The 24,820-nt window shown below is 70.0% G+C and carries 25 protein-coding genes and 1 pseudogene; 12 read left to right on the forward strand and 14 right to left on the reverse strand.

Features of this window, described 5'->3' with window-relative positions; translation table 11 throughout:
- Nucleotides 1–252 precede the first annotated feature (252 nt).
- Nucleotides 253–2,391: an RNA polymerase recycling motor ATPase HelR gene (gene helR, locus ABH927_RS00485; RefSeq protein ID WP_370017830.1), complete on the forward strand. Its 2,139-nt coding sequence runs from the start codon at nt 253–255 to the stop codon at nt 2,389–2,391.
- A gap of 81 nt (nt 2,392–2,472) precedes the next feature.
- Here helR and ABH927_RS00490 read toward each other — a convergent pair whose 3' ends face one another.
- Genes ABH927_RS00490 through ABH927_RS00505 form a run of 4 tightly spaced genes read right to left on the reverse strand, consistent with a single transcriptional unit; the run spans nt 2,473 to nt 5,946 of the window.
- Complete coding sequence (locus ABH927_RS00490) at nt 2,473–3,078, reverse strand: response regulator (protein ID WP_370017389.1); 606 nt, start codon at nt 3,076–3,078, stop codon at nt 2,473–2,475.
- On the reverse strand, nt 3,075–4,301 hold the full coding sequence (locus ABH927_RS00495) for a sensor histidine kinase (protein WP_370017390.1): 1,227 nt from the start codon (nt 4,299–4,301) through the stop codon (nt 3,075–3,077). The genes ABH927_RS00490 and ABH927_RS00495 overlap by 4 nt, the downstream gene beginning before the upstream one ends.
- 23 nt (nt 4,302–4,324) lie before the next feature.
- Nucleotides 4,325–5,059 (reverse strand): ABC transporter permease, encoded by a 735-nt coding sequence (locus tag ABH927_RS00500; protein ID WP_370017391.1) that lies wholly within the window; start codon nt 5,057–5,059, stop codon nt 4,325–4,327.
- The gene (locus ABH927_RS00505) at nt 5,059–5,946 is read right to left on the reverse strand and encodes an ABC transporter ATP-binding protein (protein ID WP_370017392.1); all 888 of its coding nucleotides are present in this window, start codon (nt 5,944–5,946) and stop codon (nt 5,059–5,061) included. Before ABH927_RS00505 ends, ABH927_RS00500 begins: the two co-directional genes overlap by 1 nt.
- 266 nt (nt 5,947–6,212) lie before the next feature.
- On the opposite strand from ABH927_RS00505, the gene ABH927_RS00510 reads away from it, so the two are divergent.
- Nucleotides 6,213–6,695 carry a DUF6194 family protein gene (locus ABH927_RS00510; protein ID WP_370017393.1) on the forward strand — a complete coding sequence of 161 codons (483 nt, stop codon included), beginning with the start codon at nt 6,213–6,215 and terminating at the stop codon, nt 6,693–6,695.
- Here the strand turns inward: ABH927_RS00510 and ABH927_RS00515 are convergent.
- From ABH927_RS00515 to ABH927_RS00530, 4 genes are all read right to left on the reverse strand, one after another.
- On the reverse strand, nt 6,692–8,044 hold the full coding sequence (locus tag ABH927_RS00515) for a glycosyltransferase family 4 protein (RefSeq protein ID WP_370017394.1): 1,353 nt from the start codon (nt 8,042–8,044) through the stop codon (nt 6,692–6,694). The genes ABH927_RS00510 and ABH927_RS00515 overlap by 4 nt on opposite strands.
- Before the next feature lie 99 nt (nt 8,045–8,143).
- Nucleotides 8,144–8,839 (reverse strand): methyltransferase, encoded by a 696-nt coding sequence (locus ABH927_RS00520; protein WP_370017395.1) that lies wholly within the window; start codon nt 8,837–8,839, stop codon nt 8,144–8,146.
- A 59-nt stretch (nt 8,840–8,898) separates the two neighbouring features.
- Nucleotides 8,899–9,606: an RraA family protein gene (locus ABH927_RS00525; protein ID WP_370017396.1), complete on the reverse strand. Its 708-nt coding sequence runs from the start codon at nt 9,604–9,606 to the stop codon at nt 8,899–8,901.
- A gap of 83 nt (nt 9,607–9,689) precedes the next feature.
- On the reverse strand, nt 9,690–10,724 hold the full coding sequence (locus ABH927_RS00530) for an Rv2578c family radical SAM protein (RefSeq protein ID WP_370017397.1): 1,035 nt from the start codon (nt 10,722–10,724) through the stop codon (nt 9,690–9,692).
- Nucleotides 10,725–10,860: 136 nt separating this feature from the next.
- On the opposite strand from ABH927_RS00530, the gene ABH927_RS00535 reads away from it, so the two are divergent.
- The 9 genes from ABH927_RS00535 (at nt 10,861) to ABH927_RS00575 (ending at nt 19,341) form a co-directional block, all read left to right on the forward strand.
- Nucleotides 10,861–11,130: a DUF3040 domain-containing protein gene (locus ABH927_RS00535; RefSeq protein ID WP_370017398.1), complete on the forward strand. Its 270-nt coding sequence runs from the start codon at nt 10,861–10,863 to the stop codon at nt 11,128–11,130.
- Between the two features lie 119 nt (nt 11,131–11,249).
- Nucleotides 11,250–12,428 carry an ROK family transcriptional regulator gene (locus tag ABH927_RS00540; protein WP_370017399.1) on the forward strand — a complete coding sequence of 393 codons (1,179 nt, stop codon included), beginning with the start codon at nt 11,250–11,252 and terminating at the stop codon, nt 12,426–12,428.
- The gene (locus tag ABH927_RS00545; RefSeq protein ID WP_370017400.1) at nt 12,425–14,080 is read left to right on the forward strand and encodes an endo-1,4-beta-xylanase; all 1,656 of its coding nucleotides are present in this window, start codon (nt 12,425–12,427) and stop codon (nt 14,078–14,080) included. The genes ABH927_RS00540 and ABH927_RS00545 overlap by 4 nt, the downstream gene beginning before the upstream one ends.
- Nucleotides 14,081–14,197: 117 nt before the next feature.
- Nucleotides 14,198–15,511: an extracellular solute-binding protein gene (locus ABH927_RS00550; RefSeq protein ID WP_370017401.1), complete on the forward strand. Its 1,314-nt coding sequence runs from the start codon at nt 14,198–14,200 to the stop codon at nt 15,509–15,511.
- On the forward strand, nt 15,508–16,419 hold the full coding sequence (locus ABH927_RS00555) for a carbohydrate ABC transporter permease (RefSeq protein WP_370017402.1): 912 nt from the start codon (nt 15,508–15,510) through the stop codon (nt 16,417–16,419). The genes ABH927_RS00550 and ABH927_RS00555 overlap by 4 nt, the downstream gene beginning before the upstream one ends.
- The gene (locus tag ABH927_RS00560) at nt 16,416–17,240 is read left to right on the forward strand and encodes a carbohydrate ABC transporter permease (protein ID WP_370017403.1); all 825 of its coding nucleotides are present in this window, start codon (nt 16,416–16,418) and stop codon (nt 17,238–17,240) included. Before ABH927_RS00555 ends, ABH927_RS00560 begins: the two co-directional genes overlap by 4 nt.
- Nucleotides 17,237–18,280: an N-acetylglucosamine kinase gene (locus ABH927_RS00565; protein ID WP_370017404.1), complete on the forward strand. Its 1,044-nt coding sequence runs from the start codon at nt 17,237–17,239 to the stop codon at nt 18,278–18,280. The genes ABH927_RS00560 and ABH927_RS00565 overlap by 4 nt, the downstream gene beginning before the upstream one ends.
- A 2-nt stretch (nt 18,281–18,282) precedes the next feature.
- A complete protein-coding gene (locus tag ABH927_RS00570; protein ID WP_370017405.1) occupies nt 18,283–18,417 on the forward strand; it encodes a hypothetical protein in 135 nt (44 codons plus the stop codon).
- Between the two features lie 36 nt (nt 18,418–18,453).
- Nucleotides 18,454–19,341, forward strand: a complete 888-nt coding sequence (locus ABH927_RS00575; protein WP_370017406.1) for an EamA family transporter — start codon at nt 18,454–18,456, stop codon at nt 19,339–19,341.
- A 32-nt stretch (nt 19,342–19,373) separates the two neighbouring features.
- On the opposite strand, the gene ABH927_RS00580 is transcribed toward ABH927_RS00575, so the two are convergent.
- The 6 genes and pseudogenes from ABH927_RS00580 to ABH927_RS00605 all read right to left on the reverse strand — a co-directional run.
- Nucleotides 19,374–19,688: an alpha/beta fold hydrolase gene (locus ABH927_RS00580; RefSeq protein WP_370017407.1), complete on the reverse strand. Its 315-nt coding sequence runs from the start codon at nt 19,686–19,688 to the stop codon at nt 19,374–19,376.
- Nucleotides 19,657–19,863 carry a hypothetical protein gene (locus ABH927_RS00585; RefSeq protein WP_370017408.1) on the reverse strand — a complete coding sequence of 69 codons (207 nt, stop codon included), beginning with the start codon at nt 19,861–19,863 and terminating at the stop codon, nt 19,657–19,659. Before ABH927_RS00585 ends, ABH927_RS00580 begins: the two co-directional genes overlap by 32 nt.
- Nucleotides 19,864–19,953: 90 nt before the next feature.
- On the reverse strand, nt 19,954–21,579 hold the full coding sequence (locus ABH927_RS00590) for a penicillin-binding transpeptidase domain-containing protein (protein ID WP_370017409.1): 1,626 nt from the start codon (nt 21,577–21,579) through the stop codon (nt 19,954–19,956).
- A gap of 127 nt (nt 21,580–21,706) precedes the next feature.
- A complete protein-coding gene (locus ABH927_RS00595) occupies nt 21,707–22,357 on the reverse strand; it encodes a lysophospholipid acyltransferase family protein (protein WP_370017410.1) in 651 nt (216 codons plus the stop codon).
- A gap of 423 nt (nt 22,358–22,780) precedes the next feature.
- Complete coding sequence (locus ABH927_RS00600; RefSeq protein ID WP_370017411.1) at nt 22,781–23,626, reverse strand: ABC transporter permease; 846 nt, start codon at nt 23,624–23,626, stop codon at nt 22,781–22,783.
- Nucleotides 23,623–24,222: pseudogene (locus ABH927_RS00605) on the reverse strand (ATP-binding cassette domain-containing protein); the annotation flags it as partial. The gene ABH927_RS00600 and the pseudogene ABH927_RS00605, both read right to left, overlap by 4 nt.
- 40 nt (nt 24,223–24,262) lie before the next feature.
- Here ABH927_RS00605 and ABH927_RS00610 point away from each other — a divergent pair.
- Nucleotides 24,263–24,715, forward strand: a complete 453-nt coding sequence (locus ABH927_RS00610; protein WP_370017412.1) for a hypothetical protein — start codon at nt 24,263–24,265, stop codon at nt 24,713–24,715.
- Nucleotides 24,716–24,820: the final 105 nt, after the last annotated feature.

Consider the following 24,820-nt stretch of genomic DNA (forward strand, 5'->3'; position numbering starts at 1 on the left):
TCGCGCGGGGACGTCGAACCGTTGGCGGGACTCGCGGTGCGGCTGCGGGAACTCGGCGCGGATGCCCGGGTGTGCGCGCCGCCGGACGAGGAGTTCGCGGTGCTGCTGGCGCGTGTCGGCGTGCCGCTGGTGCCGCTGGGCTACACGGTGCGCTCGGTGGGACTGCTTCGCCGTCGGCGAGGTCACGTACGCCGGTCCAGACGCCTTGCCGCGCGCAAGGGTCGCAAGCGACCTCAGATCGGAGCCAATGACGTGACTACCAGCGCGTTCGACCTTCCCGACCGCCTCTCCCGCAAGGCCGACCCGACGCTGATCGCCGGTGATGAGAAGCACTTCGCGGCCATCGCGGAGAGCCTCGAGCAGTCGATCGCCGACCTGGGCGACCGCCTCGATGCCGAGCGCAAGGCGCCCGGCGGCGCAGGCCGGCAGGCGATGGACCGGGACATGGAGATCCACCGGCTGACCGCTCGCCTGCGCGTACTGCGTCGCTTCGGTCTGGACCTGTGCCTCGGACGCATGGTCAGCGCGGACGACCCCGAGCCCGTATACGTCGGACGACTTGGCCTCACGGACAGCGCGGGTCGTCGGCTGCTGATCGACTGGCGTTCCCCCGCGGCTGAGCCGTTCTTCGGAGCGACCCACGCCAACCCGATGGGTCTGGCGAGCCGCCGCAGGTATCGCTGGACCCGCGGCCGGATCAGCGACTACTGGGACGAGGTGTTCACCTCGGACGGGTTCGAAGGGCACGCCGCGCTCGACGACCAGTCCGCCTTCATCGCCAGCCTGGGCGGCAACCGGTCGGCCCGGATGCGAGACGTGCTCGGCACCATCCAGGCCGACCAGGACGCCATCATCCGCGCGGGATCCCGCGGCGCTCTCGTCGTCGACGGCGGTCCGGGTACGGGGAAGACCGTCGTCGCTCTGCACCGCTCCGCCTACCTCCTTTACTCCGACCCTCGCCTCGGTCACCGCCGGGGCGGCGTGCTGTTCGTCGGTCCGCACCAGCCCTACCTGGCCTACGTGGCAGACGTCCTCCCCAGCCTCGGAGAGGAGGGCGTGCGGACCTGCACCCTGCGGGACCTCGTCGCCGAGGGCGCAGCGGCGGCGATCGAGACCGACCCGGACGTGGCCCTGCTGAAGTCGTCCGCGAACATGGTGAAGGCGATCGAGCCGGCCGTCAGGTTCTACGAGAATCCGCCCACCAAGGGGATGACGGTCACGACCCACTGGTCCGACGTCTGGCTGAGCGCCGACGATTGGGCCGAGGCGTTCGAAGCACCAGAACCCGGTACTCCGCACAACGAGGCGCGCGACCGGATCTGGGAGGAACTGCTCACGATCCTGATGGACAAGCACGGCGACGACGTCTCGGCTGACCTGCTCCGCAAGTCGCTGCTGCGGAACAGGGAACTGCTCACCACCTTCAACCGCGCGTGGCCGCTGATCGAAGGGGCTGACCTCGTGGGAGACCTGTGGTCGGTACCCGCCTACCTGCGGATGTGCGCTCCCTGGCTCAGCCCCGACGACGTTCGGAAGCTGCAGCGCGGGGACGCCCAGGCCTGGACGGTGTCCGACCTGCCGCTCCTGGACGCGGCACGGCAGCGGCTCGGCGACCCGGAGGTGTCGCGACGTAAGCGTCGGCATGACGCCTCCGTCGCCGCCCAACGCGAGCGCATGGCGCAGGTCGTCGACAACCTGCTCGAGGCCGATGACGACGGTGAAGGCTTGGTGACGATGCTGCGCGGAGAGGACATGCGGAACACCCTGGTCGACGAGACCGTACTGCCCGGCACCGACCCGGACCTGCTCGCCGGCCCGTTCGCGCACATCGTCGTGGACGAGGCTCAGGAGCTGACCGACGCAGAGTGGCAGATGTTGCTGCTCCGCTGCCCGTCCCGGAGCTTCACCATCGTCGGGGACCGTGCCCAGGCCAGGCACGGGTTCACGGAGTCGTGGCTGGAACGGCTCGAGCGGATCGGGCTCGACCGGATCAACCTGGCCTCCCTGAGCATCAACTACCGGACACCGGAAGAGGTCATGGTGGAAGCCGAGCCGGTCATAAGGGCCGTGCTCCCGGACGCCAACGTGCCGACCTCCATCCGCGGCAGCGGCGTCCCCGTCGTCCACGGATCCGTTTCGGATCTGGGCCCGATCCTCGACACCTGGCTCGCCGCGCATGCCGACGGGATCGCCTGCGTCATCGGCGACCCCACGTTCCGGTCGACGTCCCGCGTGCGGTCGCTGACCCCCGAGCTGGCGAAGGGGCTCGAGTTCGACCTGGTGGTCCTCATCGACCCAGAGGCGTTCGGCAACGGCATCGAGGGAGCGGTCGACCGCTATGTCGCGATGACCCGAGCCACCCAGCAACTCGTCATCCTCACGAGCTGCTGACGTCGGCCAAGACAACGTGATCGCCGCCCGACGATCACGAGGACCGCTACCGAAGTTCAACGGTACGCGGGACGACGGGCGTCAGAGCCAGCCGTTGTGCCGGGCCAGGCGGGCCGCCTCGATCCGGTTGCGGGTGCCGGTCTTTCCGATGGCCGACGACAGGTAGTTGCGGACCGTGCTCTCCGACAGGTGGAGGCGGGCCGCGATGTCGGCGATCGTCGAGCCGTCGGCCGCGGCGGCGAGCACGTCGCGCTCCCGATCGGTCAGCGGGCTGGAGCCGGTGCTGAGCGCGGCCGCCGCGAGCGCGGGGTCGATCATCCGCTCGCCCTTCAGGACGCGGCGGATCGACGAGGCCAGCTCCTCCACCGGCCCGTCCTTCACCAGGAAGCCGTAGGCCCCCGCCTCCATCGCGCGGCGAAGGTATCCGGGCCGCCCGAACGTCGTGAGGATCAGCACCCTGCAGCCGGGCAGCTTCTCGCGCAACTCGGCGGCGGCGTCGAGCCCGTTGCCGCCCGGCATCTCGATGTCGAGGAGCGCCACGTCGGGCCGGGTGTCGAGGGCGGCGGCCACCACGGCGTCGGCGGACGGCACCTGCGCCACGACCTCGATGTCGTCCTCCAACCCGAGAAGCAGGGCGAGGGCGCCGCGCATCATGCCCTGGTCCTCGGCGAGCAGCACCCTGATCACACGCGCTCTCCCCGCCGGGAAGGCTCGTGCGGCACCGCCACCCGCAGCAGGAAGCCCTTGCCGGGCAGGGGCCGGGCCTCCATCGTCCCACCCACGGCCGCCACGCGCTCGCGCAGTCCCACGAGGCCGTTCCCGTGCGGATTCGGAGGAACCACGTGGTCCGCGTGCCCGCCGCGGCCGTTGTCGCGGATCTCCAGCACGAGCTCCGGCCCACCGGCCAAGTCCATGTCTCCCGGCCCCGTGCCGGCCGGCCCGACGCCGTCCGACTCCGTGCCGTCCGGCTCCGTGCCGCACAGGTCGATCTCGCACGTGCCGGCGCCGCTGTGCCGGATGACGTTCGTGACGCCCTCCCGTACGGCCCAGCCGAGCAGGGCGTCGGTCTCCGGCGGGAGCCGTACGACAGGGGTGCGGATCGTGAGGGCGATGCCGGCGTCGGCGAGGACCGTGCGGGCCGACTCCAGCTCCGCGGTGAGCCCCCGCCCCCGGTAGCCCGTCACGGCCGCCCGGACCTCGGTGAGCGCCTGCCGTCCGATCTGCTCGATGTCGGTGGCCTGCCGCGCCGCCGCCTCCGCGTCGCGGGGAGCCAGGCGGCGTACGGCTTCGGCCTTCACGACCATGACCGACAACGTATGGCCGAGGAGGTCGTGCAGGTCACGGGCGAAGCGCAGCCGCTCCTCGGCGACGGCCGCGTGGGCCAGTTCCTCCCGGGTGCGCTGGAGCTCCCGGATGGCCTCCCACAGCCGAATGATGATCGCGGGGATGAACCCAGAGGTGAACACACCCCACACGAGCGTCAGCCCGTCACCGAGCTTCCCTCCGGTGGCGAGATGGAGGGCGAAGCTGGCCCCACAGAGGGCGAACTCTATGACGGGGAGCTCCCGTCCGCGCAGGGTGACGCCGACGGCGATCGAGAGCATGACAAGCAAATAGAACCAGTTCCCCTGAAAGCCCGTCACGGCCGCGAAAACGGTCGCGGCGAGCAGGGGCAGCGCCTGCCACTTGGCCCGGCGCCGGTCGGCGAAGGCGAGGTGGATGGTGGCGAGGTAGAGCAGGGCGACGGCGGAGGCGGTCACGCAGGCGAGCCAGAGCGGGTGGGACCAGCCGTGTGCGATGTCCCACGCCGCGCCCCCGACGAGGACGACCCAGATGTACATGCCCTTGGCGTCGGGGCCCTGCTCGCCCTCGCCGAGCGGGTTCATCCAGGTGTCCCGATCCGCGTTCATCGGGGCCGATGATTCCATAGACGTCAGGCCGTCCGCGCCGCGCGGCGGTAGCCGTACATGGCGTAGAGGCCGAAGGCCGCGAGCCACCCGCACAGGATCGCCACCTCGCGGAGCGTGGGCGCCTCGCCGAACGCGACATGCCAGGACAGGGACGCGTAGCTGTTCGACGGCGTCCACTCAGCGATCGCCCGCAGCCAACTGGGAAAGCCCGTGGTGGGGACCCACAGGCCGCCGACGATGGACAGGCTGAGCATCGTCGCGACGTTGGCCATGGCGGCGGTCTGGCCGGTGAGGCGATAGCCGTTGCCGAGTCCCAGCAGGGAGAACGGGATGGTGCCGGCCCAGAGCAGGCCCACGATGGCCAGCCACTGGCCGGGGGCCAGCGTGACATGGTTGACGAGCGCGCCGGTGAGCAGCACCGCCGCGATGCTGGGCACCACCGCGACCACGCCGGTGACGACCTTGCCCGTCACCACCTGGCCGGGAGTCAGCGGGGTCAGCCGGAGCTGGCGCAGCCACCCCATGGCCCGGTCCTCGGCGAGGCCGCTGCCGTTGTTGAACGCGCCGCCCAGCGCGCCGTAGGCGGCCATACTCACCATCGTGAAGATCGCGGCATAGTGCTTGTCGCCGGGCGCCAGGCCGAGGTTGGTGAAAACGAGGTACATGACGACCGGCATGGCGATGCCGAAGACGACGTACCCGCCGTCGCGCAGGGTCCTGATCGCCTCAAGCCGGATGTATCCCATAAGCCCTGACATCACACTCTCTCCTTGGCGGTGAGGACGACGAAGGCGTCTTCCAGATCGGCGGGGGTCACTTCGAGGTTCCGTACGGCTCCCGCCTCGGCGAGGGCCATCACCGTGGCGTCGGGGTCGCTGCTGCGCAGGCGGACCCGGTCGCCCCGGACCTCCAGTCGCCGGACGCCGGGCAGGCGGCCGAGCCAGGCCACCTCGCCTCCGGCGGTTACGCTCACGGTGGTCAGCGCGACCACTCGCTTGATCTCCGCGCTGGTGCCGTCCGCGACCACGCGCCCACAGTTGATCACGACCACGCGGTCCGCCTGCTCGTCGGCCTCGTCGAGGTAGTGGGTGGAGAACAGGATGGTCTTGCCCTTGGTGGCCAGGCCGCGCATGCCGGCCCAGAACTCGCGCCTGGCCTCGACGTCGAGAGCGGCCGTCGGCTCGTCGAGGACGATCAGCTCGGGGTCCCCGATCAGGGCCATGGCGAACCTGACCCGCTGGGCCTGGCCGCCCGACAGCTTGTCCACCCGGCGGTCGGGGAGATCGGTGATCTGCGCCAGGGCGAGCACCTGGCCTAGGGGGAGGGGAGCGGCGTACGTGCCCCCGGCGAAGGTCAGCAGCTCCCGGACGGTGACTCTCGGGATCAGCCCGCCCTCTTGGGGCATCGCTCCCACCTCGCCCAGCCGTACGGCACGCTCGGGGCCGTGGCCGAACAGGGAGACCTGCCCGGAGTCGGGCGGGACGAGGCCGAGCAGCATGCTGATCGTGGTCGACTTGCCCGCGCCGTTCGGCCCGAGGAGGGCCACCGTCTGGCCACGGGGGATGGTGAGCGTAAGGCCGTCCACGGCTCGCACCGGCCCGAAGTTCTTGGTCACCGAGGTCAGTGACACAGCGTTGCTGTCCATGTCCGCAACGGTAGAAAGGCGCGATCATCGCCAGTAGATCCAACGATCCAGCCTTGGGTGGGACAAATGTCCCACCCCTGTGATCTACGTTGTAAAGGGCATCCGCTTCAACGGATCCACCCCAGAAGAACCACCAAATCGACAGACAGGAGAGCACCGGCCGATGGCCGGTGGTCACCTTGCCGGCCTGTTTGAGGGTTTAGGCGGATGGACTTCGGCAGAAAGCTCGAAAGTCTCACTGGAGTGTTCAATGAGAAATTGAAGGCATGGATGCCAGCGAAATGAAGCGGTACGTCTGCGGGGCTTTCGACGGGGTCAAGGCCATCGAGAGCTCCGGCGACACGTTCTTCATGTACGACCCAGACGGTGATCTCCCTGCCGAGCGTCAGCTCCCGTTCGTGACGATCGTGACGGGCGATCACTACGACACCGTCTCCAAGCTGAACAGGCCAAACGCCTACCGGCTCAACATCGGGCTGACCAAGGCGACGTACGCCGCGTGGTTCGGCGCCGCGCCCACGCGACGCGACGCGGACGGCGTGCTGGATACGGGGTTCGACCATGCGGCGGTGGACACGGTCATGCCGCATCCGATCTATGCCTCACAGCACTGGGTGTGCGTGGTGAATCCGGGCGAGGCGACGCTGGAGACCGTCCGGACGTTGCTGGCCGAAGCACATGGGTTCGCGGCTCGTAAGTACGCCAACCATCAGGCTCGGCACGAGCACGGACCAGAGGAGGTCAATTAGTCCGGGAGCTTGGCGCCAGTTTCGTTCCGATGTTCCGCAACCCCGATCCTCGTCCGTGATTCACGCGTGTCCGCGCTCGTGGGCTTGGCCGTGGGTTCGGGCCCGGTCGCCCGTTTGGCGCGGCGTTCCACCAAGGCGGTGAGGAGCTCGTCCCATCGGGCGCCGATGACGTCGAGGTCGTAGGCCGCGGCGGTCTCCAGGCCGTGAGCGGCGAGCCGGCCGCGCAGTTCCTCATCCTCGATGACCGCGCAGATGGCGTCGGCCATCGCGTGGATCTTCCCGGGTTGGACGAGCAGCCCGTCGTGACCATCGGTGATCAGCTCGGCCGGGCCGGTGGGGCAGTCGTAGCTCACCACCGGGACGCCCTTGCTCATCGCCTCCAGGACGACCAGCGGCATGCCCTCGCGCCGGGAGCTGAGCACGAACATGGACGCCTTCTCCAACTCGGCCCCGACGTCCTCGACGGAGCCCTCCAGGAAGACGCGATCGGTGAGGCCGCGCCTGCCGATCGACTCCTGGAGCTTCGCGCGGCGCGGGCCGTCCCCGAAGATGCGCAAAGTCCAGTCGGGGTGCCGAGCCGCGACGTGGGCCCAGGCGCGGATCAGCAGGTCATAGCCCTTGACGTGGCTCAGGCGGCCTACGGTGACGGCGGTCTTGTCCGTGAGAGGGGACGGGCCGCCGCCGAGGCGGGTCACCGCGTTCGGGATCTGCGCCAGCACGGCCGGCCTTTCCCGTAACACGCGCTCGTAATCCCGCAGGTCGGCCCGCGTCAGCGTGACCAGGGCGTCGAGCCTGCCGTACCGGCGGCGGATCCGGGCGCGCACCCCCGGCTCGTGAGAGGCGAGGTTGGCGTGCTCCTGCCCGATCGTGATGATCTCGGGCGGGGCGACCCGGGCGGCGATCAGGTTGAGGCCGGGCCTGGTGGTGATGAGGATGCCCTGGCGGCGTGAGCGGATGTAGCGGACCACTTTCAGGTCGGACCGCAGGGAGAACCTGTGGTAAGCCGCCTCGTCCTTCGGAACCAGCCTGCTGGGGAAGCGCGACAGCAGACCTCTACGCCTGGGCAACCGGTCGTCCAGGTAGCGGATCCGCACTCCAGGCGGAACGGGGAAGAACGGCGTCTCGCGTTCCCGCACCACGCTGACGATCTCGACGTCGTGGGTGCGGGCGAGGTGTCCCGCGAGGTTGAACACCGTCCGGATCGTGCCGCCCATGCCGTTCGCGTGGAGCAACAGGATGCGGACCTCGCGGCCGCTGCGCGGCGGCGCGGTGCGGGCTCGGCGCCGGTCGCGGGCCTCGAGTGCTTTTAGCAGTCCCTTGGCGAGCGCCTTGGCCGGTGCACGCAGCACGGCACGGCGTGAAAACGACAAATCATGCCCCGTTCATGTAGTCGTCGGTCCCCCTTTCCTGTGACGTGGCAGACAGCGTGGATGTTGTTGTGATCTGGATCACACGAGGCGCCAGATGGTGGTGCGCTTGCGCGGGGTGTCTTCCAGGGGCGCCGGCACGGTATGGACGCCGACGCGTTCGAAGCGGTCCGCGGGCAGGTAGGAGCACCCTCGCTCCGGATCGCCGACCAGGACCACGCCCCGGGCTCGCTCCAGGAACGGCATGACCCGGCGGGCCAGCGGCTTCTCGTAGAAGACGTCCCCCGCGAGGACGACGTCCTCGGTGGCGGTGCGGCCGAGCAGGTCCCCTTCGACGAGCGTGACGGTCACGCCGTTGGCGCGGGCGTTCAGGGCGGTCGCGGCGAGTGCGTGCGGGTCGATGTCGTTGGCCGTCACCCGGGCGGCTCCGGCGAGGGCGGCGGCGATGGCCACCAGGCCCGATCCGGTGGCGAGGTCGAGGACGGTCCGGCCCCGGACCAGCTCGGGATGGTCGAGCACGTGCCGCGCGAGCGCCTGCCCGCCCGCCCACGCGTAGGCCCAGAACGGCAATCGCCCCGTCCGCTCCCAGATGGCGTACAGCTGGCCGTCCCGCGCCTCGCCGCCGGGGTCATCAGGGGAGTCCTCGTCGTCGGGCTGGTCGCCGGATGCTTCGCGGCCAGCCGGCGGGGGAGGGAGGGAGGGAGTCTGGTGCAGGAGGATCTCCGGCACGTACGGCACAGCCGCGAGCCTGGTGTGCGCCCGGACGAAGTCCTCCACGCCTGCCGATGGTATCGGGGAGGTCCGGGCCGGCGGGGAGTGACGCGACGAGTTGGGGGTCACTCCTCGATCGCGCCGCCCACGGCTCGCAGGTGTTCGCGGAAGGTGAGGGAAGGCGTCTCCCGGCGGCGGGCGAGGTAGGAGTCGAACCGCACCTGGCCGCGCAGGGAGTCGCCCGCGCGGATCCGGTCGGCTTGGCGTCGCTCGGTGTCGCGGATCTTCTCCGCGAGCCTGAAGAGGTCCGCGGCGCGGGCGGCGGGCACGAAGAGCACGCCGTCGTCGTCGCCCAGGACCAGGTCGTCACGGCTGACGGTCCAGTCGCCCACGGTGGCGGAGTCCATCGCGTCGTGGGGACGGGGATCGAGGCGCAGCGGGCCGGTCGGGATCGCTCCCAGGCTGAAGACCGGCAGTCCGATGGCTCTCATGTCGGCCGTGTCGCGATGCAGCCCCCAGATCACGATGCCCGCCAGCCCGGCCGCCTGAGCCTCCAGGACGACGAGATCGCCGACGCAGGCTTCGTCGAGCCGTCCGCCGTTGTCGACCACCAGCACGTCGCCGGGCTCCGCCCGTTCGAACGCCTCCAGGAAGACGTCGACGCTGCCGGCGTGCCGGGCGGGGGACGCACGCCCGATGAGGCGGCCGCCGGGCACCACGGCGCGCAGGAGCGCGGGCCCGCAGCGCACGGGGAGCTGAGCGCGAATGCAGGCGTCCGCCAGGTGGGCGGTGGTCAGTGTGCCGAACCGCCGCCGAAGGTCTTGCTGATCCATGCCGCGTTTTCCTCCCGCCCGTGCCCTCTGACGCTTCATTGTCCGTGAGGCCCTCGTCGAGGGAAACCGGTATCGGCTAGGGGTCACAGAAGGGTGAGCTGCTCCGGCGCGGAGGCCCTGGTGGGCCGCGGGCGCTGAGGGATCCGGCGGGCGTCGTGAGAGCTCGACCGGCCGATGCCGTACCGCTGGGCCAGCGCCGCGACCTCCTGGGCGAGCCGCTCCTGGTATGCCTTCGGGGCGTAGGCGCCCCTGCCGTACATCTCCATGTAGCGGGGGACGAGCCGGGGGTGCTCCCTGGAGAGCCACGCCATGAACCACTCCCGGGCGCCCGGGCGGAGGTGGAGCGCGATCGGGGCGACGTAGGCGGCGCCGGCCTCGGCGATCCGCCGTACGGTCTCCGACAGCATGGCGGGGGAGTCCGTCAGGTAGGGGAGGATCGGGGCCATCAGCACGCCGCAGCGGATGCCGTGCTCGGTCAGGGCGGCGCAGACCTCCAGCCGTTTGCGCGGGTGCGGTGTGCCGGACTCGACCGCGCGCCACATGGCGTCGTCGACGAAGCCGACCGAGACGGCGGTGCTGACATCGGTCACCTCGGCCGCCTGGGTGAGCAGGTCGAGGTCGCGCAGGATGAGGGAGCCCTTGGTGAGGATCGAGAACGGGTTGGCGGCGTCCCGCAGGGCGGTCAGGATGCCGCGCATGAGCTTGTATCGCCCCTCGGCCCGCTGGTAGCAGTCGACGTTGGTGCCCATCGCGATGGGCTGCCCGGCCCATCTGGGCGCGGCGAGCTCCTTGCGGACGAGCTCGGCCGCGTTGACCTTCACGATGATCTTGGAGTCGAAGTCCTCGCCCGATCCGAGGTCCAGATATTCGTGCGTTTTCCGGGCGAAGCAGTACGTGCAGGCGTGGCTGCAACCCCTGTAGGGGTTGATGGTCCACTCGAACGGCACGCGGCTCTGGCCGGGGACGCGGTTGATGACCGAGCGGGCGTGGATCTCGTAGAACGTGATGCCCCGGAACTCCGGCGTGTCGAAGGTCCTCGTCACCGCCCCGCGCGCGAAGAGCGGGAGGGCCTCGTCGCGCTGACCGTGATCGGTCAGACGCAGATTGTCCCAGCGCATGACATGATTAGAACGCGAGTTCGATGAAGATCGCAACTCACAACGCGCGGTAAATACCGGGTCTTGGATACGGCTAATGATCTTCATGGTTGGGCAGAACGTCGGCACACACCTTGCGTCTTGGGAGAGGTGCCCCATGGCCTGGTCGCAGGACGAAGAGCGGATGCTGGCGATGATCGAGCGGCACCTCACCGATGAGGACCCGAGACTCGCTGCCAGGCTCGAGTCGTTCAACGAGCGGGTGGAGCGTCGGCAGCGCGGGCGGCGCCGGGCGGCCGGCCGCGCCCGCCAGTGGCCACGCCGGTCCACCTTGATCATCGTGGTGAGCTGGCTGTTGATCGCCACGTTGATCGCCACATTATTGATCATGGCTCTCCGCAACGACGCGGCCGCGTTCCCGATGTAGAGACGACCTGGACGTACGGCGGGGCCATGGCGAGGGCAGCCGCCCGGACGAGACTGTCCGCAAATTGGTAAAGACTTTTAACTTGTTTTTCGTTAAAGCTCTTTACTAAAGTGCGGGGCATGCACAGCAGCCATGCCACCCTGAGCACCCTGCGCGAGACCAATGCCGCTGTCGCGCTGGAGGCGATCCGCAGGGATCCGCCGCTCTCCCGGGCCGAGATCGCGCGGCGTACCGGCATGACCAAGCCCACCGTGAGCAGCGCGCTCGACCTGCTGATCGCGGCCGGCCTCGTCAGGGAGACGGAGCCGCCCGGGAAGACCCACTACGGCGCCGTCTACTTCGCCCCCGCCGCGGACGTGGCCTGTGTGCTCGGACTGGACATCGGCGGCCGCTTCGTCAGAGGCGCGCTGGCCGACCTGGACGGCACCATGCGGGCCAGGCACGACGTCCGGATAGGGGATTCGGCGCCGGAGACGGTCATGGCGGCGATCACCCGGATCAGGGACGAGTTCGCCGAGGACGTCCCGATCGAGCTGGTCGTGGCGGGAGTCCCCGGAGTGGTGGACCCCCAGGAAGGGATCCTGCGCGACAGCAACCCGCCCGAGCTGGAGGGGTTCGCGATCGTCGCCGAGCTGACCTCGGCGCTGGGGGTCTCCGCCGTCGCGGAGAACGACATCAACCTGGCCGCTCTGGGGGAGCAGGCCGCCGGGCACGGGCGGGGGGTCAACGACTTCGCCTTCCTGTCCGTCGGCACCGGCGTCGGCGCGGGGCTGGTGCTGGGCGGCCGCCCGCACCGCGGCCACAGCGGCGCCGCCGGTGAGATCGACAACCCTCCGCCGGGTAGCCTCGTGGCCCCCGACAGCCCGTCGGCCGACGCGCTGCTCGGCTGGGCGGCCGATTGGGCGGCGGAGGCGGGCTCGTCCCTGCGCATTACTCCCGAGGACATCTTCGCCGCCGCCCGGCAGGGCGACGAGCTGGCCCGGCGGATCCTCGCCGAGGAGGCGCGGCGCATCGCCGTACGGGTGGCCGACCTCGCCCGCGTCGCCGACGTCGAGCTGGTCGTGCTCGGCGGCGGCATCGGGCTGGCCTGCGCCGAGATCCTGCCCACGATCGAGGCCGCGCTCGGCGGCCTGCTCCCGCGCCCGCCCAGAATCGCCGTCTCCGGCCTCGGCGACGCCCCCGTACTGGTCGGCGCTCTCGCACGCGCGTCGCACCTCGCCTGGCGCCAGGTCGCGACCCGCCTCATCGCCGAGGCCACCGCCACCCGCACCCCCCAACACAAGGAGGCAGTCACATGAAACTCCGAGCCGCAGGGCTTGCCCTGCTCACCCTCACCGCGGTCGTGTCCTTAGCCGGCCCCGCCGCGGCGGCCGACGACCTGATCGCCGGGCACGACTGGAGCCACTTCGCGGGGGCGAAGGTCCAGCCGGACGGCGTGCGGATCACCCCGCTCGACCGCAGGATCGTCGACGTGAACGGCACAGGGGGACAGGCCGATCCGCCGGTCAACCTCCGCGGGCCGCGGCTGAAGGCCGACGGCGACTTCCGGGTCACCGCCGTCATGGACGGCGTCGGCGACAAGGGCGCGTACCTGCAGCTCTACGGCGGCGTCCCGATCATCTACGACGAGTGGCGGCAGGAACCGGCGTCGCTCCGCCTCGGGGTGAAGGGCGGGAAGCTCACGGTCAGCCTCTGGAACGGCGGCTCGGACAAGCCCGCGACCACCAAGTCGTACGGGTCGGGCCTGTCCGGGCGGGTCACCGTGGAGGTGCGCGGCGTCGGCCAGACCTTCAGTTTCTACGCCAACGGCGCCAAGGTCGGCACGCTCGGCAACCCGGGCATCTTCAAGGGCCTGATCTGGTTCGGGGCGGACGCAGAGGTGGGCGGCGGCTGGACGCTCGTCTCGCTGACCGCGCAGGGGGAGGGCGGCGACAACCTGACCGTCGCCGACGCCCCCGCGCTGGCCCAGCCGGTGCTCGCCGACTCCCTGCGCAGGCGCGCCGCCGCCCTGCCCCGTCCGATCGACATCGGCGCGGCCCTGGCGAGCGCCCCGCTGTTCGCCGACGCGGGCTACCGCGCGCTGGCAGGCGGCCAGTTCGACATGCTCACCCCGGAGAACGACTTCAAGCCGCAGTTCGTCCAGCCGCGTAAGGGCGTCTTCACGTTCGAGGACGGCGACGCGCTGGTGGCCTTCGCCCAGGCGAACGGCATGAAGGTGCACGCGCACACGCTGGTGTGGCACGAGGCGCTGCCCGCCTGGATGCGGCAGAACGCCACCAAGCAGACCATGTTCGACCACATCGACGCCGTGGCCGGGCACTTCAAGGGCAAGGTCGCCGAGTGGGACGTGGTCAACGAGCCCATGTCCGACGAGGACGCCGACTACACCAACGGCCACCAGGGCCTGCGCCCCGAAAGCCCCTGGTTCAAGTCGATGGGCGAGCAGTACATCGACCTGGCCTTCCAGCGTGCCCACCAGGTGGACCCGGGCGCCAAGCTGTTCCTCAACGAGTACGGCGCGGAGGCGAACGGCGAGCGCTGGGACGCGCTGTACAACCTGGTCAAGCGGCTCAAGCAGCGCGGGGTCCCGATCGACGGCGTCGGGTTCCAGAACCACGAGTACGAGGCGGGCGACCGCGTTCCCGCCGAGACCTTCCGCGCGCACGTGAAGAAGCTCGCCGCGCTGGGCGTCGAGGTCCGAGTCTCGGAGATGGACGTCCTCGTGAGCTCCAGCCAGCGCAAGATCCAGGCGGACGAGATCGCGGGCAAGCTCAAGGTCTGCCGCGAGGAGCCCACCTGCACCAGCTTCACCACCTGGGGCTTCACCGACAAGTACGGCTCGACCGCGGACGTCGGCAGCTACCCGCCGGCTCCGGGTGACGCGCTTCCCTGGGACTCCGCGCTGAAGCCCAAGCAGGCCTACACCGCGATGCTCAACACCCTCGGCTGACCTTTTCAGCGATTCATTCCACGAACAGTCCCCGGGCCGCCGTCGTTGTCGCGGTCGTTGTCGCGCGCGAATCCTCGGGCCGACCCCTCTCCACCCCCCTTTGAAAGGAGCCCCGGCATGCGAAAAACACTCGCAGGGGCGGCCCTGCTCGCCGTACTCATGACAGGATGCGCGGGCGCCCCGGCGAGCGGGGGCGGCGCGGCCTCCGGACAGCCGGTCACCATCACCTTCTGGCACGGCTGGAAGCAGCCGCACGAGGTGAAGGCGATCGACGAGAGCCTCGCCAGATTCAGGAAGCTCCACCCGGAGATCACCGTCAGGACGGTCTCCAACGTGGCGGACGACAAGATCGTCCAGGGGATCAGGTCGGGCAACGGGCCCGACGTGGTCTCCTCGTTCACCACGGACAACGTGGGGCAGTTCTGCCTTTCGGGGGCGTGGCTGGACCTGGCTCCGTTCCTGGCCAGGTCCGGCGTGGACGTGGAGAAGACGTTCCCGAAGCCCGCGCTGGAGTACACCCAGTATCGGGGCCGGCGGTGCGCGCTGCCGCTGCTGGCCGACGCCTGGGGGCTGTTCTACAACAAGAGGGCCTTCGCCGAGGCGGGGATCGCCCACCCCCCGAGGACGCTGACCGAGCTCGAGGAGGACGCGGTCAAGCTCACCAAGCTCGGCCCGGACGGCGAGATCGAGCGGCTGGGCTTCATGCCGGACTTCCGCGCGTACGAGCAGAGCCCGGGGCACCTGCTGGCCAACTGGAAACCGGCCTACTTCGACGCCCAGGGGAAATCGAACCTGTCGAGGGACCCGGTGATCCAGCGGTTCTTCGCCTGGCACGACCGGTTCGTCAAGGCTCTTGGCGGCTTCGAGAAGCTGGAGAGGTTCCGCGGCACCATGCCGGACGAGTACAGCCCGCAGAACGCCTTCCAGACCGGCAAGGTCGCCATGCAGCTCGACGGCGAGTGGCGGATCGCCAACATGATCGAGGACAAGGTCGACCTCGACTACGGCACCGCGCCCTTCCCCGTCCCCGACAGCCAGGCCACCAGTTACGGCGGCGGCTTCCTCACCGGGACGATCATCGGAATCTCCAGGACGAGCAGGCAGCAGAACGCGGCCTGGGAGCTGGTGAAGTTCCTGACCACCGACACCGACGCGCTGGTGGCCTTCGCCGGTGCCATCAGGAACGTCCCGTCCACCTACGCCTCGCTTGAGGCGTTCAAGGCCGACGAGGGCTTCAGGACCTTCATCGACATGTTCACCAACCCCAACAGCACCGCCACCCCGGCCAGCCCGAACGGCGGCGCCTACATCCAGGCGTTCGACGAGTTCGGGTTCAGGCAGGAGGCGGGCAAGGTGCCCGACCTGGCCGCCGGGCTCGCCGATCTGGACAGGCGCATCGACACCGACATCGCCCAGGTCGGCCCTCGATGAGGTGGCGCGCTCTGGCGTTCCTGTCGCCGTGGCTGCTCGGGGTGGCGATCTTTCTGATCTACCCCCTGGTAGCGACGATCTGGTTCAGCTTCACCTATTACGACCAGTTCAACCCGCCGGTCTGGGTCGGCCTGCGCAACTGGGTCTACGTCTTCACCGAGTATCCGCCGTTCTGGCAGGCCCTGGGCAACACGCTCTGGTTCGTCGTGATCATGGTGGCGCTGCGGGTCGTCTTCGGGCTCGGGCTCGGGCTGCTGGTGACCAAGGTCAAGCGAGGGGCCTCCATCCTGCGGACCGTGTTCTACCTGCCCTATCTCGCCCCGCCCGTGGTCGCCACGATCGGTTTCGTCTTCCTGCTCAACCCGGCGACCGGTCCGGTCGACCAGATCCTGGGAAGCCTGGGACTGCCGGAGCCCAACTGGTTCGGCGACCCGTCGCTGGCCAAGCCGTCCCTGACGCTGCTGGCCATATGGGGCGTCGGCGACCTGATGCTGATCTTCATGGCCGCGCTGCTGGACGTGCCCACGTCGCTGTACGAGGCGGCCGAGCTGGACGGCGCCGGCGCCTGGCAGCGCTTCAGATTCATCACGCTGCCGACGATCCGCCCGGTGATCCTCTTCGCGGTGATCACCGGCGTGATCGCCACCGCGCAGTACTACACACAGGCGCTCATCGCCGGCGCCATGGCCAGCGGCATCCTGCCGGGCTCCGGCAGCAGCTTCGAACCGGGCTACCCCGACGGCTCCACGCTGACCGTGCCGCAGCTCGTCTACAGCCTGGGATTCCAACACTTCAACACCGGGGCGGCGTGTGTGATGGCGCTGGTGCTGTTCGCCGTCTCGATGGGGCTCACCGGCTTCCTGCTGCGCCCCAAGGCCGGACTCGTGGACGCGGGAAGGACCTCATGAGGCGCTCGCTCACCTGGGTCGCCGTGCACAGCCTCGCGATCGCGCTCGCCCTCATGTTCCTGGCGCCGCTGGTCTTCCTCTTCCTCGCCTCGGCGATGAGCGACGAGCAGACCCTCGGCCCGGCGCTGTGGCCGCGGAGCTGGCACTTCGAGAACTACGCCGAGGTCTTCGCCAAGGACGACTTCGTCACCTGGTGGCGCAACACGCTGATCTACGCCTTCGGCGCCACCGCCGCCATGCTGGTCTCCAGCGTTCCGGTCGCCTACGCGATGGCCAGGTTCCGCTTCTGCGGCGAGCGGGTGGCCATGCTCCTGCTGGTCGCGGGCATGATGCTGCCGCCGCAGGTGACCATCGTGCCCCTCTACCTGGTCTGGGCGCAGCAACTCCACCTCAACGGCACCCTGTGGCCGCTGATCCTGCCGCTGCTCTTCGGCGACGCGTTCTCGATCTTCCTCCTGCGCCAGTTCCTCATGACGATCCCGCAGGAGTACTTCGACGCGGCCAAGGTCGACGGCTGCGGCGAGCTGCGAACCGTCTTCAGAGTCGTGCTGCCGATGGCCAGGCCGGCGATCGCCGCCGTCGCGCTGTTTCAGTTCTTCTTCGCCTGGAACGACTACTTCGGCCCGCAGATCTACACCAGCGAGAACCCGGGCGCGTGGACGTTGGCGTACGGCCTGGCCGGCTTCAACAGCGCCCACTCCGTCCACTGGAACCAGACGATCGCCGCCACCCTGCTGGTCATGGCGCCCGTGATCGTCGTCTTCTTCTTCGCCCAGCGCGTCTTCGTGCAGGGCGTCACACTGACGGGAGTCAAGGGATGAAGGTCGCCGAGGGCGGCACGGCTCGCACCTCCGAACTGGTCGGCGGGACCGCCATGGGCGGTCTGATCCCCGGGGCCGTGCTGGCCATCGACGCGGGCAACAGCAAGACGGAAGTGGCTCTGGTCTCGGCGGCCGGCGAGGTCCTGTCCTGGGTCCGCGGCGGCGGATTCCAGCCGCACGGCCCGCTGCTGGGCCACGCCATCGACCTGATCGAGGATCTGGTCATGCGGGCGACGGGGGGTCGCGCGGCGGAGTACGTCTCGGCCTACCTCGCCCACTGCGACCTGCCCGTGGAGCGCCGGCGGCTGTGCGCCGCGATCTCCGTACGCCGCTGGGGGCGAGGCCTGACCGTCGACAACGACACCTTCGCGATCCTGCGGGCGGGCTCGCCCATGCCCTACGGCGTGGCCGTGGTCTGCGGCGGCGGAATGAACTGCGTCGCCGTGAGTCCCGACGGGCGGACGGCCCGCTATCTGGCATTGGGCCGGCTTTCGGGCGACTGGGGCGGTGGGGAGTTCCTCGGCGAGGAGGTGCTCTGGCATGCCGTACGCGGTGAGGACGGGAGAGGCACGCGCACCGGGCTCCAGGAGGCGACGACCGCGCACTTCGGGCTGCCAAGCGTGGAAGCGGTGTGCGTCGCCATCCATCGGGGGGAGCTGGACGGGGCACGGCTGCACGAGCTGGCGCCGCTGCTGTTCCGGGTGGCCGACGCGGGGGATCCCGTCGCGGGCGGGCTCGTGGAGCGGCTCGGGGTGGAGGTGGCCACGATGGCGGCCGCCGCCGTGCGGCGGCTGGACTTCCAGGGGCGGCGCATCCCACTGGTGCTCGGCGGCGGTGTCCTGCGGGTTGGGCACCCCGAGCTGATGGCGCACACCGTCAGGGCTCTCGCCGAGACGGGCCTGGATGCCGACGTGCGGATTCTCGCCGAGCCGCCGATCGCGGGAGCGGCTCTTCACGGCATGGACGTGCTGGGCCACGGGCCCGCCGCGGAACGCCGCCTGCGCGCCGCCCTCGCCAATGGCAGCCCGGCCGACGTCTGACGGTGGGCCTGACGACTGACGGTGGGCCCGACGACGAGGTCCCCGCCGCCGTCGACGAGCGTGCGGGCCGCGCTCCGCGCGGGGGCGAGCGGGCATGGCTCGTGGCGATGACGCGCGCCCGCCTCGAGGTGGGTTAGATGGAGGCTCGTTCCAGAGCGTCAGTGGGGAGCCGTATGCCCGGGGTCGTGTCGTCGGCGGCGGGCGCGGCCGCCGTGTCCGCTGTGGCGCCCGCTGTGGTCCTGGCCGCGGCGCTGCTGCACGCCGTATGGAACGGGCTCGCACACGGCATCAAGGACAAGCTGGCCGGCTTCACCTTGATCAACCTTGCCTACACCGGATGCGGCGCCGTGATGGTCTGCCTGACGCCCATGCCGGACCCGGCGGCGTGGCCGTACATCGCCGCGTCGGCCGTGTCGCAGGTCGTGTACCAGGTTCTGCTGCTGCGGGCCTACCAGCTCGGCGACTTCGGCCAGATGTACCCGATAGCCCGCGGCACATCACCGCTGCTCGTCGCCGTGGTGTCCACGACCGTGCTCGGCCAGGCTCTGCCGGCACGGGACGTCGCCGGGGTGGTGGTGATCTCATGCGGCCTGGCCGGCCTGGCGCTGGCGGACGGGATACCCGGCCGGGCTCAGCTGCCCGCGCTCGCGGCCGCCGCCGGGACCGGCGTGATGATCGCCTTGTACACGATCGTCGACGGCACAGGGGTGCGGCACTCGGGAACGGTCACAGGCTACCTCGCATGGCTCTTCCTCTGCCAGGGGCCCGTTCTGCCGTTGATCGCGTGGGCGCGGCGAGGCCGCTCCCTCCTCGGGCAGCTGAGACCCGTGTCCGGGCGCGGCCTGACCGGCGGCCTGCTGTCCCTGCTGGCGTACGGGCTCGTGGTCTGGGCCCAGACCCGCGGGAACCTGGCCACCATCGCGGCCCTGCGCGAGACGAGCATCGTCATGGCCGCGGTCATCGGCACGCTGGTATTCCGGGAAGGCTTCGGCTACCTGCGCGTAACGGCCAGCGCCACCGTCCTGGCGGGCATCGTCGTCCTGGAGCTCGCCCACCCCTGAGGGGCGTCGGCGGCCCGGGACGCCGGGCGGCGTCAGTTCGACAGTGCGGAGAGCTTTGACGCCAGCCATGGGCGGATGACGGGGAGGACCTGGTCCGGCTGCATCGCCCGCATGTGATCGAGGCCGTCGAGGACACGCACATCCCAGCCGAGGCCTTCGAGCTCGGCGCGGTGCTCCAGGATCGGTCCGGCGATGTCCACTTGGGTGTTTCCCCACCTGGGTCCGTAGTCGATCCGGTCGGCTGATCCGGCGAAGCACAACCTGGGGCAGGTGATCCGGCTCTGGGCGGCCCGGTCGTCGAAGCGCTGAAGTGCCTCATAAAGCGTGACGAACTTTGAACCTGTCACTCAGCCCGGCGACGAGAGAATGGCCGAGTGACGGGTCGGCGCCCCACTTGCGCATCTCCTCGGCCTGCGGGCCCTCGTCGCCGGGCTTGGGATTCACCGGCAGCAGGACGACCGGTCCCGCTCCGTGGATCTCCATCTCGATCACGCGTCCGTCATGGAGCGTCGCGGCTGGCATCGAGCGTCCTCCCATGGTGTTCCGTAAGACTTTTCCGGTGCCGGCGGGGCGTCACGGTGGAGGCGAGGCGTCACGGTCACAGAGTCGAGGTCAGCCGAGGGACTTGAGGAAGTGAGCGGCGACGGGGGCGGCGACCTCGCCGCCCATGCCTCCGGCCTCCACCACGACCGCGAACGCGAGGTCACCGCGGAAGCCGATGAACCAGGCGTGGGTCTCGATCTTCCCGTTGCTGACGAACTCGGCCGTCCCGGTCTTGCCGGCGGTTCCGGAGGGGAGCCCGGCGGCGTGGGCGGTGCCCTTGGTGACGACGGCCCTCATCATCTGGCGCAGCGGTTCGGCGACCCCGCTGGGGAGTTCCTTGGGGGAGGCCTTCTGCTTGAGATCGGGCACCAGCGTGGGGGGCCGCCAGCTTCCGTCGGCCACGGCCGCCGCCACCGTCGCCATCACGAGCGGGCTGGCGAGGATCCTGGCCTGGCCGAACGCCTCGGAGGCGAGCTCGGCGTCGCTGGTGGCCTTCGGCATGCTGCCCTTGGCCGCCGGAACCCCGATGTTCAGCGGCTGGTTGAAGCCGAAGCCGGTGGCCAGGTCGTACAGCTTCCGCGCGCCGAGCTTGGAGGCGGCCAGCGGGGCGAAGGTCGTGTTGCACGAGTGGGCGTAGGAGTCGAGGAACGTCAGCGAGCCGAACGACTCGTGGTCGGAGTTGCGGATGTCCAGCCCGCCGACGTTCGCCTTCGTGGGGCAGGAGACCTTGTCGGAGGGGGAGAGCCCTTCGGCGAGCAGCCCGGCCGCGGTGATCGTCTTGAACGTGGAGCCCGGCGGATACTGGCCGGCCAGCGCCCGGTTGAAGCCGCCCTGGTTGTTCACGACGGCGAGGATCTCGCCCGAGGAGGGCCGGACGGCGACCAGGGAGGCGATCTTCTTCAGGTCGCGCACCGCGTCGGCGGCCGCCCGCTGCACCCGGAGGTCGAGGCTGGTCCGCACGTCCTTGCCGGGGGAGCCCTCGATGGTGTGCAGGGTCTTCTTCTCGGAGCCGGCGACCTGGATCTCGGTGGTGGGGGTGCCGGCGAGCTGCTTCTGGAAGGTCTGCTGCAGGCCCTCACCGGCGCCCACGGCGTCGCCGACGTGGTAGGCGGCCCCGAGCCTCTTGACGTCCTTCGCGGTCGCCTTGTCGAGGTAGCCGACGAGCTGCTGGATCGAGCCGCCCACGTCGCCGCCGTCGATGCGGTCGCCGTTCGCGTCCGTGATCGCGGCGCGCTGCGGCCAGGTGGTCTTGAGGGCCAGGTGCTCCGGGCCGGTCAGCGCGGGGTGGACGGCCTGGGGCGACCAGTCGACCTTCCAGTAGTGGTCCTTGACCTTGAGCTTCAGCTCGCCCTGATAGGTCCAGTCGCCGACGTTCTTCAGCGTGGCGGTGGCGGAGTAGGCCGCGGTGGCGCGGTCGTTCACCGGCGCGCTCACACGGAGCCCGGTCACGGCGACCCCGGTCGCTCCGAGGTTCTTGGTCAACTCGGCGTACGCGGCGTCGAAACCGGGGGACGGCGTCGCGAGCTCGGCCTTCATGGCCGCGAGGTCACCGCGCGTCCAGGCCGCGGTGAAGCGCTGAGCGGTCTCCTGCGGCGTGCCGCGCGTGTGCAGCACGTAGTAAGCGCCTCCGGCGGCGGCCCCCGCCACCAGCACGGCGGCGGCCGACGTGATCGCGACGGTTCGTCCTCGAGGCACGCGCACCCCCCGGTGTCATTGTGTCGGCTCAGCGATCTCATGAGTCCGGTGTGACAGCCGGTATGAGAGCGTTGGACACCGCAGAGCCTAGCGCGGGTGAATCGTCACCCCCACATGGTGAAGACGCTCACGCGGCGCCCTTGACGCTGGCGGCGTACTTCGGGACGTAGTCCTGGCCGGACAGGCCGCGGATGGCCTCCATCACCCGGTCGGTGACCTCGCGGCGGTCCCGGGCCCTGGCGGCGTCGCCGGTGAAGGTCATCGGAGCGCCGAGCCGTATGCCGATGCGGTGCAGCCGCGGCACCGATCTCCCCGGCGGCAGGACCTTCTCGGTGCCGAGCATCGCCACGGGGATCACCGGGGCACCCGTGGTCAGGGTCAGCCACGCGACGCCGATCTTGCCGCGGTAGAGGCGGCCGTCGGGGGAGCGGGTCCCCTCCGGATAGATGCCGAACAGCTCGCCGGACTTCAGCACGTCGACCGCCGTGTCGAGCATGGCCTGCGCGGCGGAGGCGTTCTCCCGGTCGATCGGCATCGTGCCCATGCCGCGCATCCACAGGGCGGTCAGCCGGTTGCCGGTGAAGTACTCGTTCTTGGCGACGAACCGCACCGGCCGGGGAAGCAACGCCGGGAGGACGAAGGAGTCGAGCACCGAGAGGTGGTTCGACGCGAGGATCGCCGGGCCGTGCGCCGGAACGTGCTCGCGGCCCTCGATTCTGGGCCGCCACAGTAGGCGCATCATGGGAACGCTGACGATCTTGGCGGTGCGGTAAAGCACGGGCTCTCCTCCGAAGGGCGTTGCAGACCCACCCTAGGCCGCGCCCGCGCCCGTCACGGTGTGCGGCTCGTGCAAGTCCGCATCCTCCCTTTTTGTACGGCTCCGCCAAGCGCGCCATGTGGGAGAGGCGGGCATGATTCCGGGGCGTTGGAATAAGCACCCCCTGGAGTCCGTTAAGCTCAGTGTGACCGATGTGGTTTGTGTCCCCCGGGCCGCAATTACCGCCTTCACGGAATACCGTTCGGCTGGAGCCGTGTTGTGCATCTCGCCGAGGAGGCGACCGCCACATCGGTCCTAACGTGGGACGCCCCGCGAGACCCAGTGTCTCGCGGGGCGTTCGTCATTGCGGGTGCCGTTCCGGCGCTTGGGCGGAATGCGCAGCGGGCGCGGTGGCGGTCGGTCCATCCGGCCCGCCGGCCGGTTTCATCCGACCCGCTGAAGTGCCTTCTCACGGCGCTCGGCGACACGCGAGCCGGACTCTCGCCGTGCCATCCGGCGCAGCATGATCGGCGGCACGACCAGGCCGAGCAGCGCCCAGGCCCCCAGCACCCCGGCGGTCTCCAGGTGCCGCCAGGATCCGCCTATCTCAACGGCGGCCGCGGGGTCCGGGAGCAGGGCCGCACGCATGCCCAGGCCCAGCCAGTAGACCGGGAAGACCTGGGCGATCCATTGCAGCCACTCCGGCATCGCGGTGATCGGGTAGAAGATGCCGGAGATCGAGATCAGGCCCATGACCGGGAGCGACAGGTAACCCGCGCCGCAGGGGCTGGAGATCAGCGACCCGAGGACGGCTCCGAGAGGCTGGGTCGCCAGGAGCCCCAGGATCAGCACCCAGGCCAGGGTGAGCCAGGAATGGAGACCACCGACGTCGAGTCCGTCGACGATGAGCAGCCCGGGGCCGAGGAGGATCGCCAGGTACGCCAGGACGGTCCCGGAGACGGTGACGAGCTTGCCGGTGAAGTAGCCGCGTATTCCTCCCGGGGTGGCCCTGGCACGCAACAGGGTGCCGTCTTCCCGGTCCGCGGTGAGGTGCTGGATGACGAGGAGCATGCCGAGCGCGATGAACATCCCGAGAACGCTCGGAAGGATCAGCGCGCCGAGGGTGAATCCGCCGGCTCCGACGCTCCTGTCCCGCAGGAGGAAGATGGCCACCAGCGTCGCCACGGGCCAGAACAGGTGGCCGAGCAGTTCGGTGCCCGTTAAGGATTGGCGTAACTCGATGAGGCCGCGGGCGAAGCCCGCGCGGAGCGCCGTCACGGCCGGGGTCATCGGGCCACCTCTTTCAGGTTGCCGGTCTCCGCTGCTCGGCTCAGGCCGGATTCGGCCCGGTGCACCAGGGAGAGGTAGGTGTCCTCCAGCGACGATCGGCGGACTTCGAGGTCGGCGACGGCCTCGCCGTACTGCTTGAACAAGTCGAAGACGAACCTGGTGGACTCGCTGGTCGATCGCGCGAACCGCTGCCCGCCGCGGGTCCAGCGCACCTCGTCCTCGCCCGCGATCTGCCGGGCGAGTTCCTCGGCCGTGCCGTCGGCGACGATCCGCCCACCGTCGAGGATCAAGATCCGTCCGGCGAGCTTCTCCGCCTCGTTGAGGTCATGGGTGGTGAGCAGGATCGTGGTCTCGTCCTCCCGGGCGAGGCGGAGCACGAGGTCATGGAAATCACGCCGGGCCTCCGGGTCGAAGCCCGCGGTGGGCTCGTCGAGGAACAGCAGCTCGGGACGGCCGACGATGCCGATCGCCACGTCGAGCCGGCGCCGCTGCCCGCCGGAGCGCATCCTGACCTCCTTCGCGGCGTGCTCGGTCAGGCCGACCGCGGCGACCAGCTCGTCGGGGTCCCATGGCCGCTTGACGAGCGCGGTGGAATACCGGTGCCGCACCAAGGGGCATTGCTCGCGTAACGCGGACATGGTTGACACGTTCGTGCAACGGGTGATCCTTGCCCGGTTGTCTCGTGACGACGTGAGCGATCTGCTTCCCGGCGTAGACGCCAGCGTGGACGTGACCGCGCTCCGCGAAGAGTTGGCGATGCTCAACCAAAGCGAGGTCGAGCTAGGTCTGTCGGTCGCGCGCCGCACGCTCAGCACGACCGTTGCGGAAGTGGCCCAAGCGGAGATCGACAAGCGCCGTTCGGAGATCCACGCCGAACTGAAGAGCGCCACGGCCGAGAGCCCGCTTGCCGAATTCGCGACCACCGACGACCCCGCCAGGACGTGGAAGGGCCTGACGTTGGGCCGTAGGCGTGAGATCGTGCGCCTGTTGGTGACAGTGACGCTGCTTCCGGTCCGGGGACGGCCCGCAGGTGGGGAGATCGACCCGGACAGCGTGCGTTTCGCGCCGGTACCCGCCCAAGCGGCGTGACCGCAACGCCGAAGGGGCATCCCCGCCAGCGTTCACGGCGCAGGTGCCCCAGGTGGTTCCGCTACTTGTTCAACAGCAGTGCGAGCCGGTCACGCTGGTGATCGG

Source organism: Planotetraspora sp. GP83, assembly GCF_041262585.1.
GTDB lineage: Bacteria > Actinomycetota > Actinomycetes > Streptosporangiales > Streptosporangiaceae > JAOEGB01.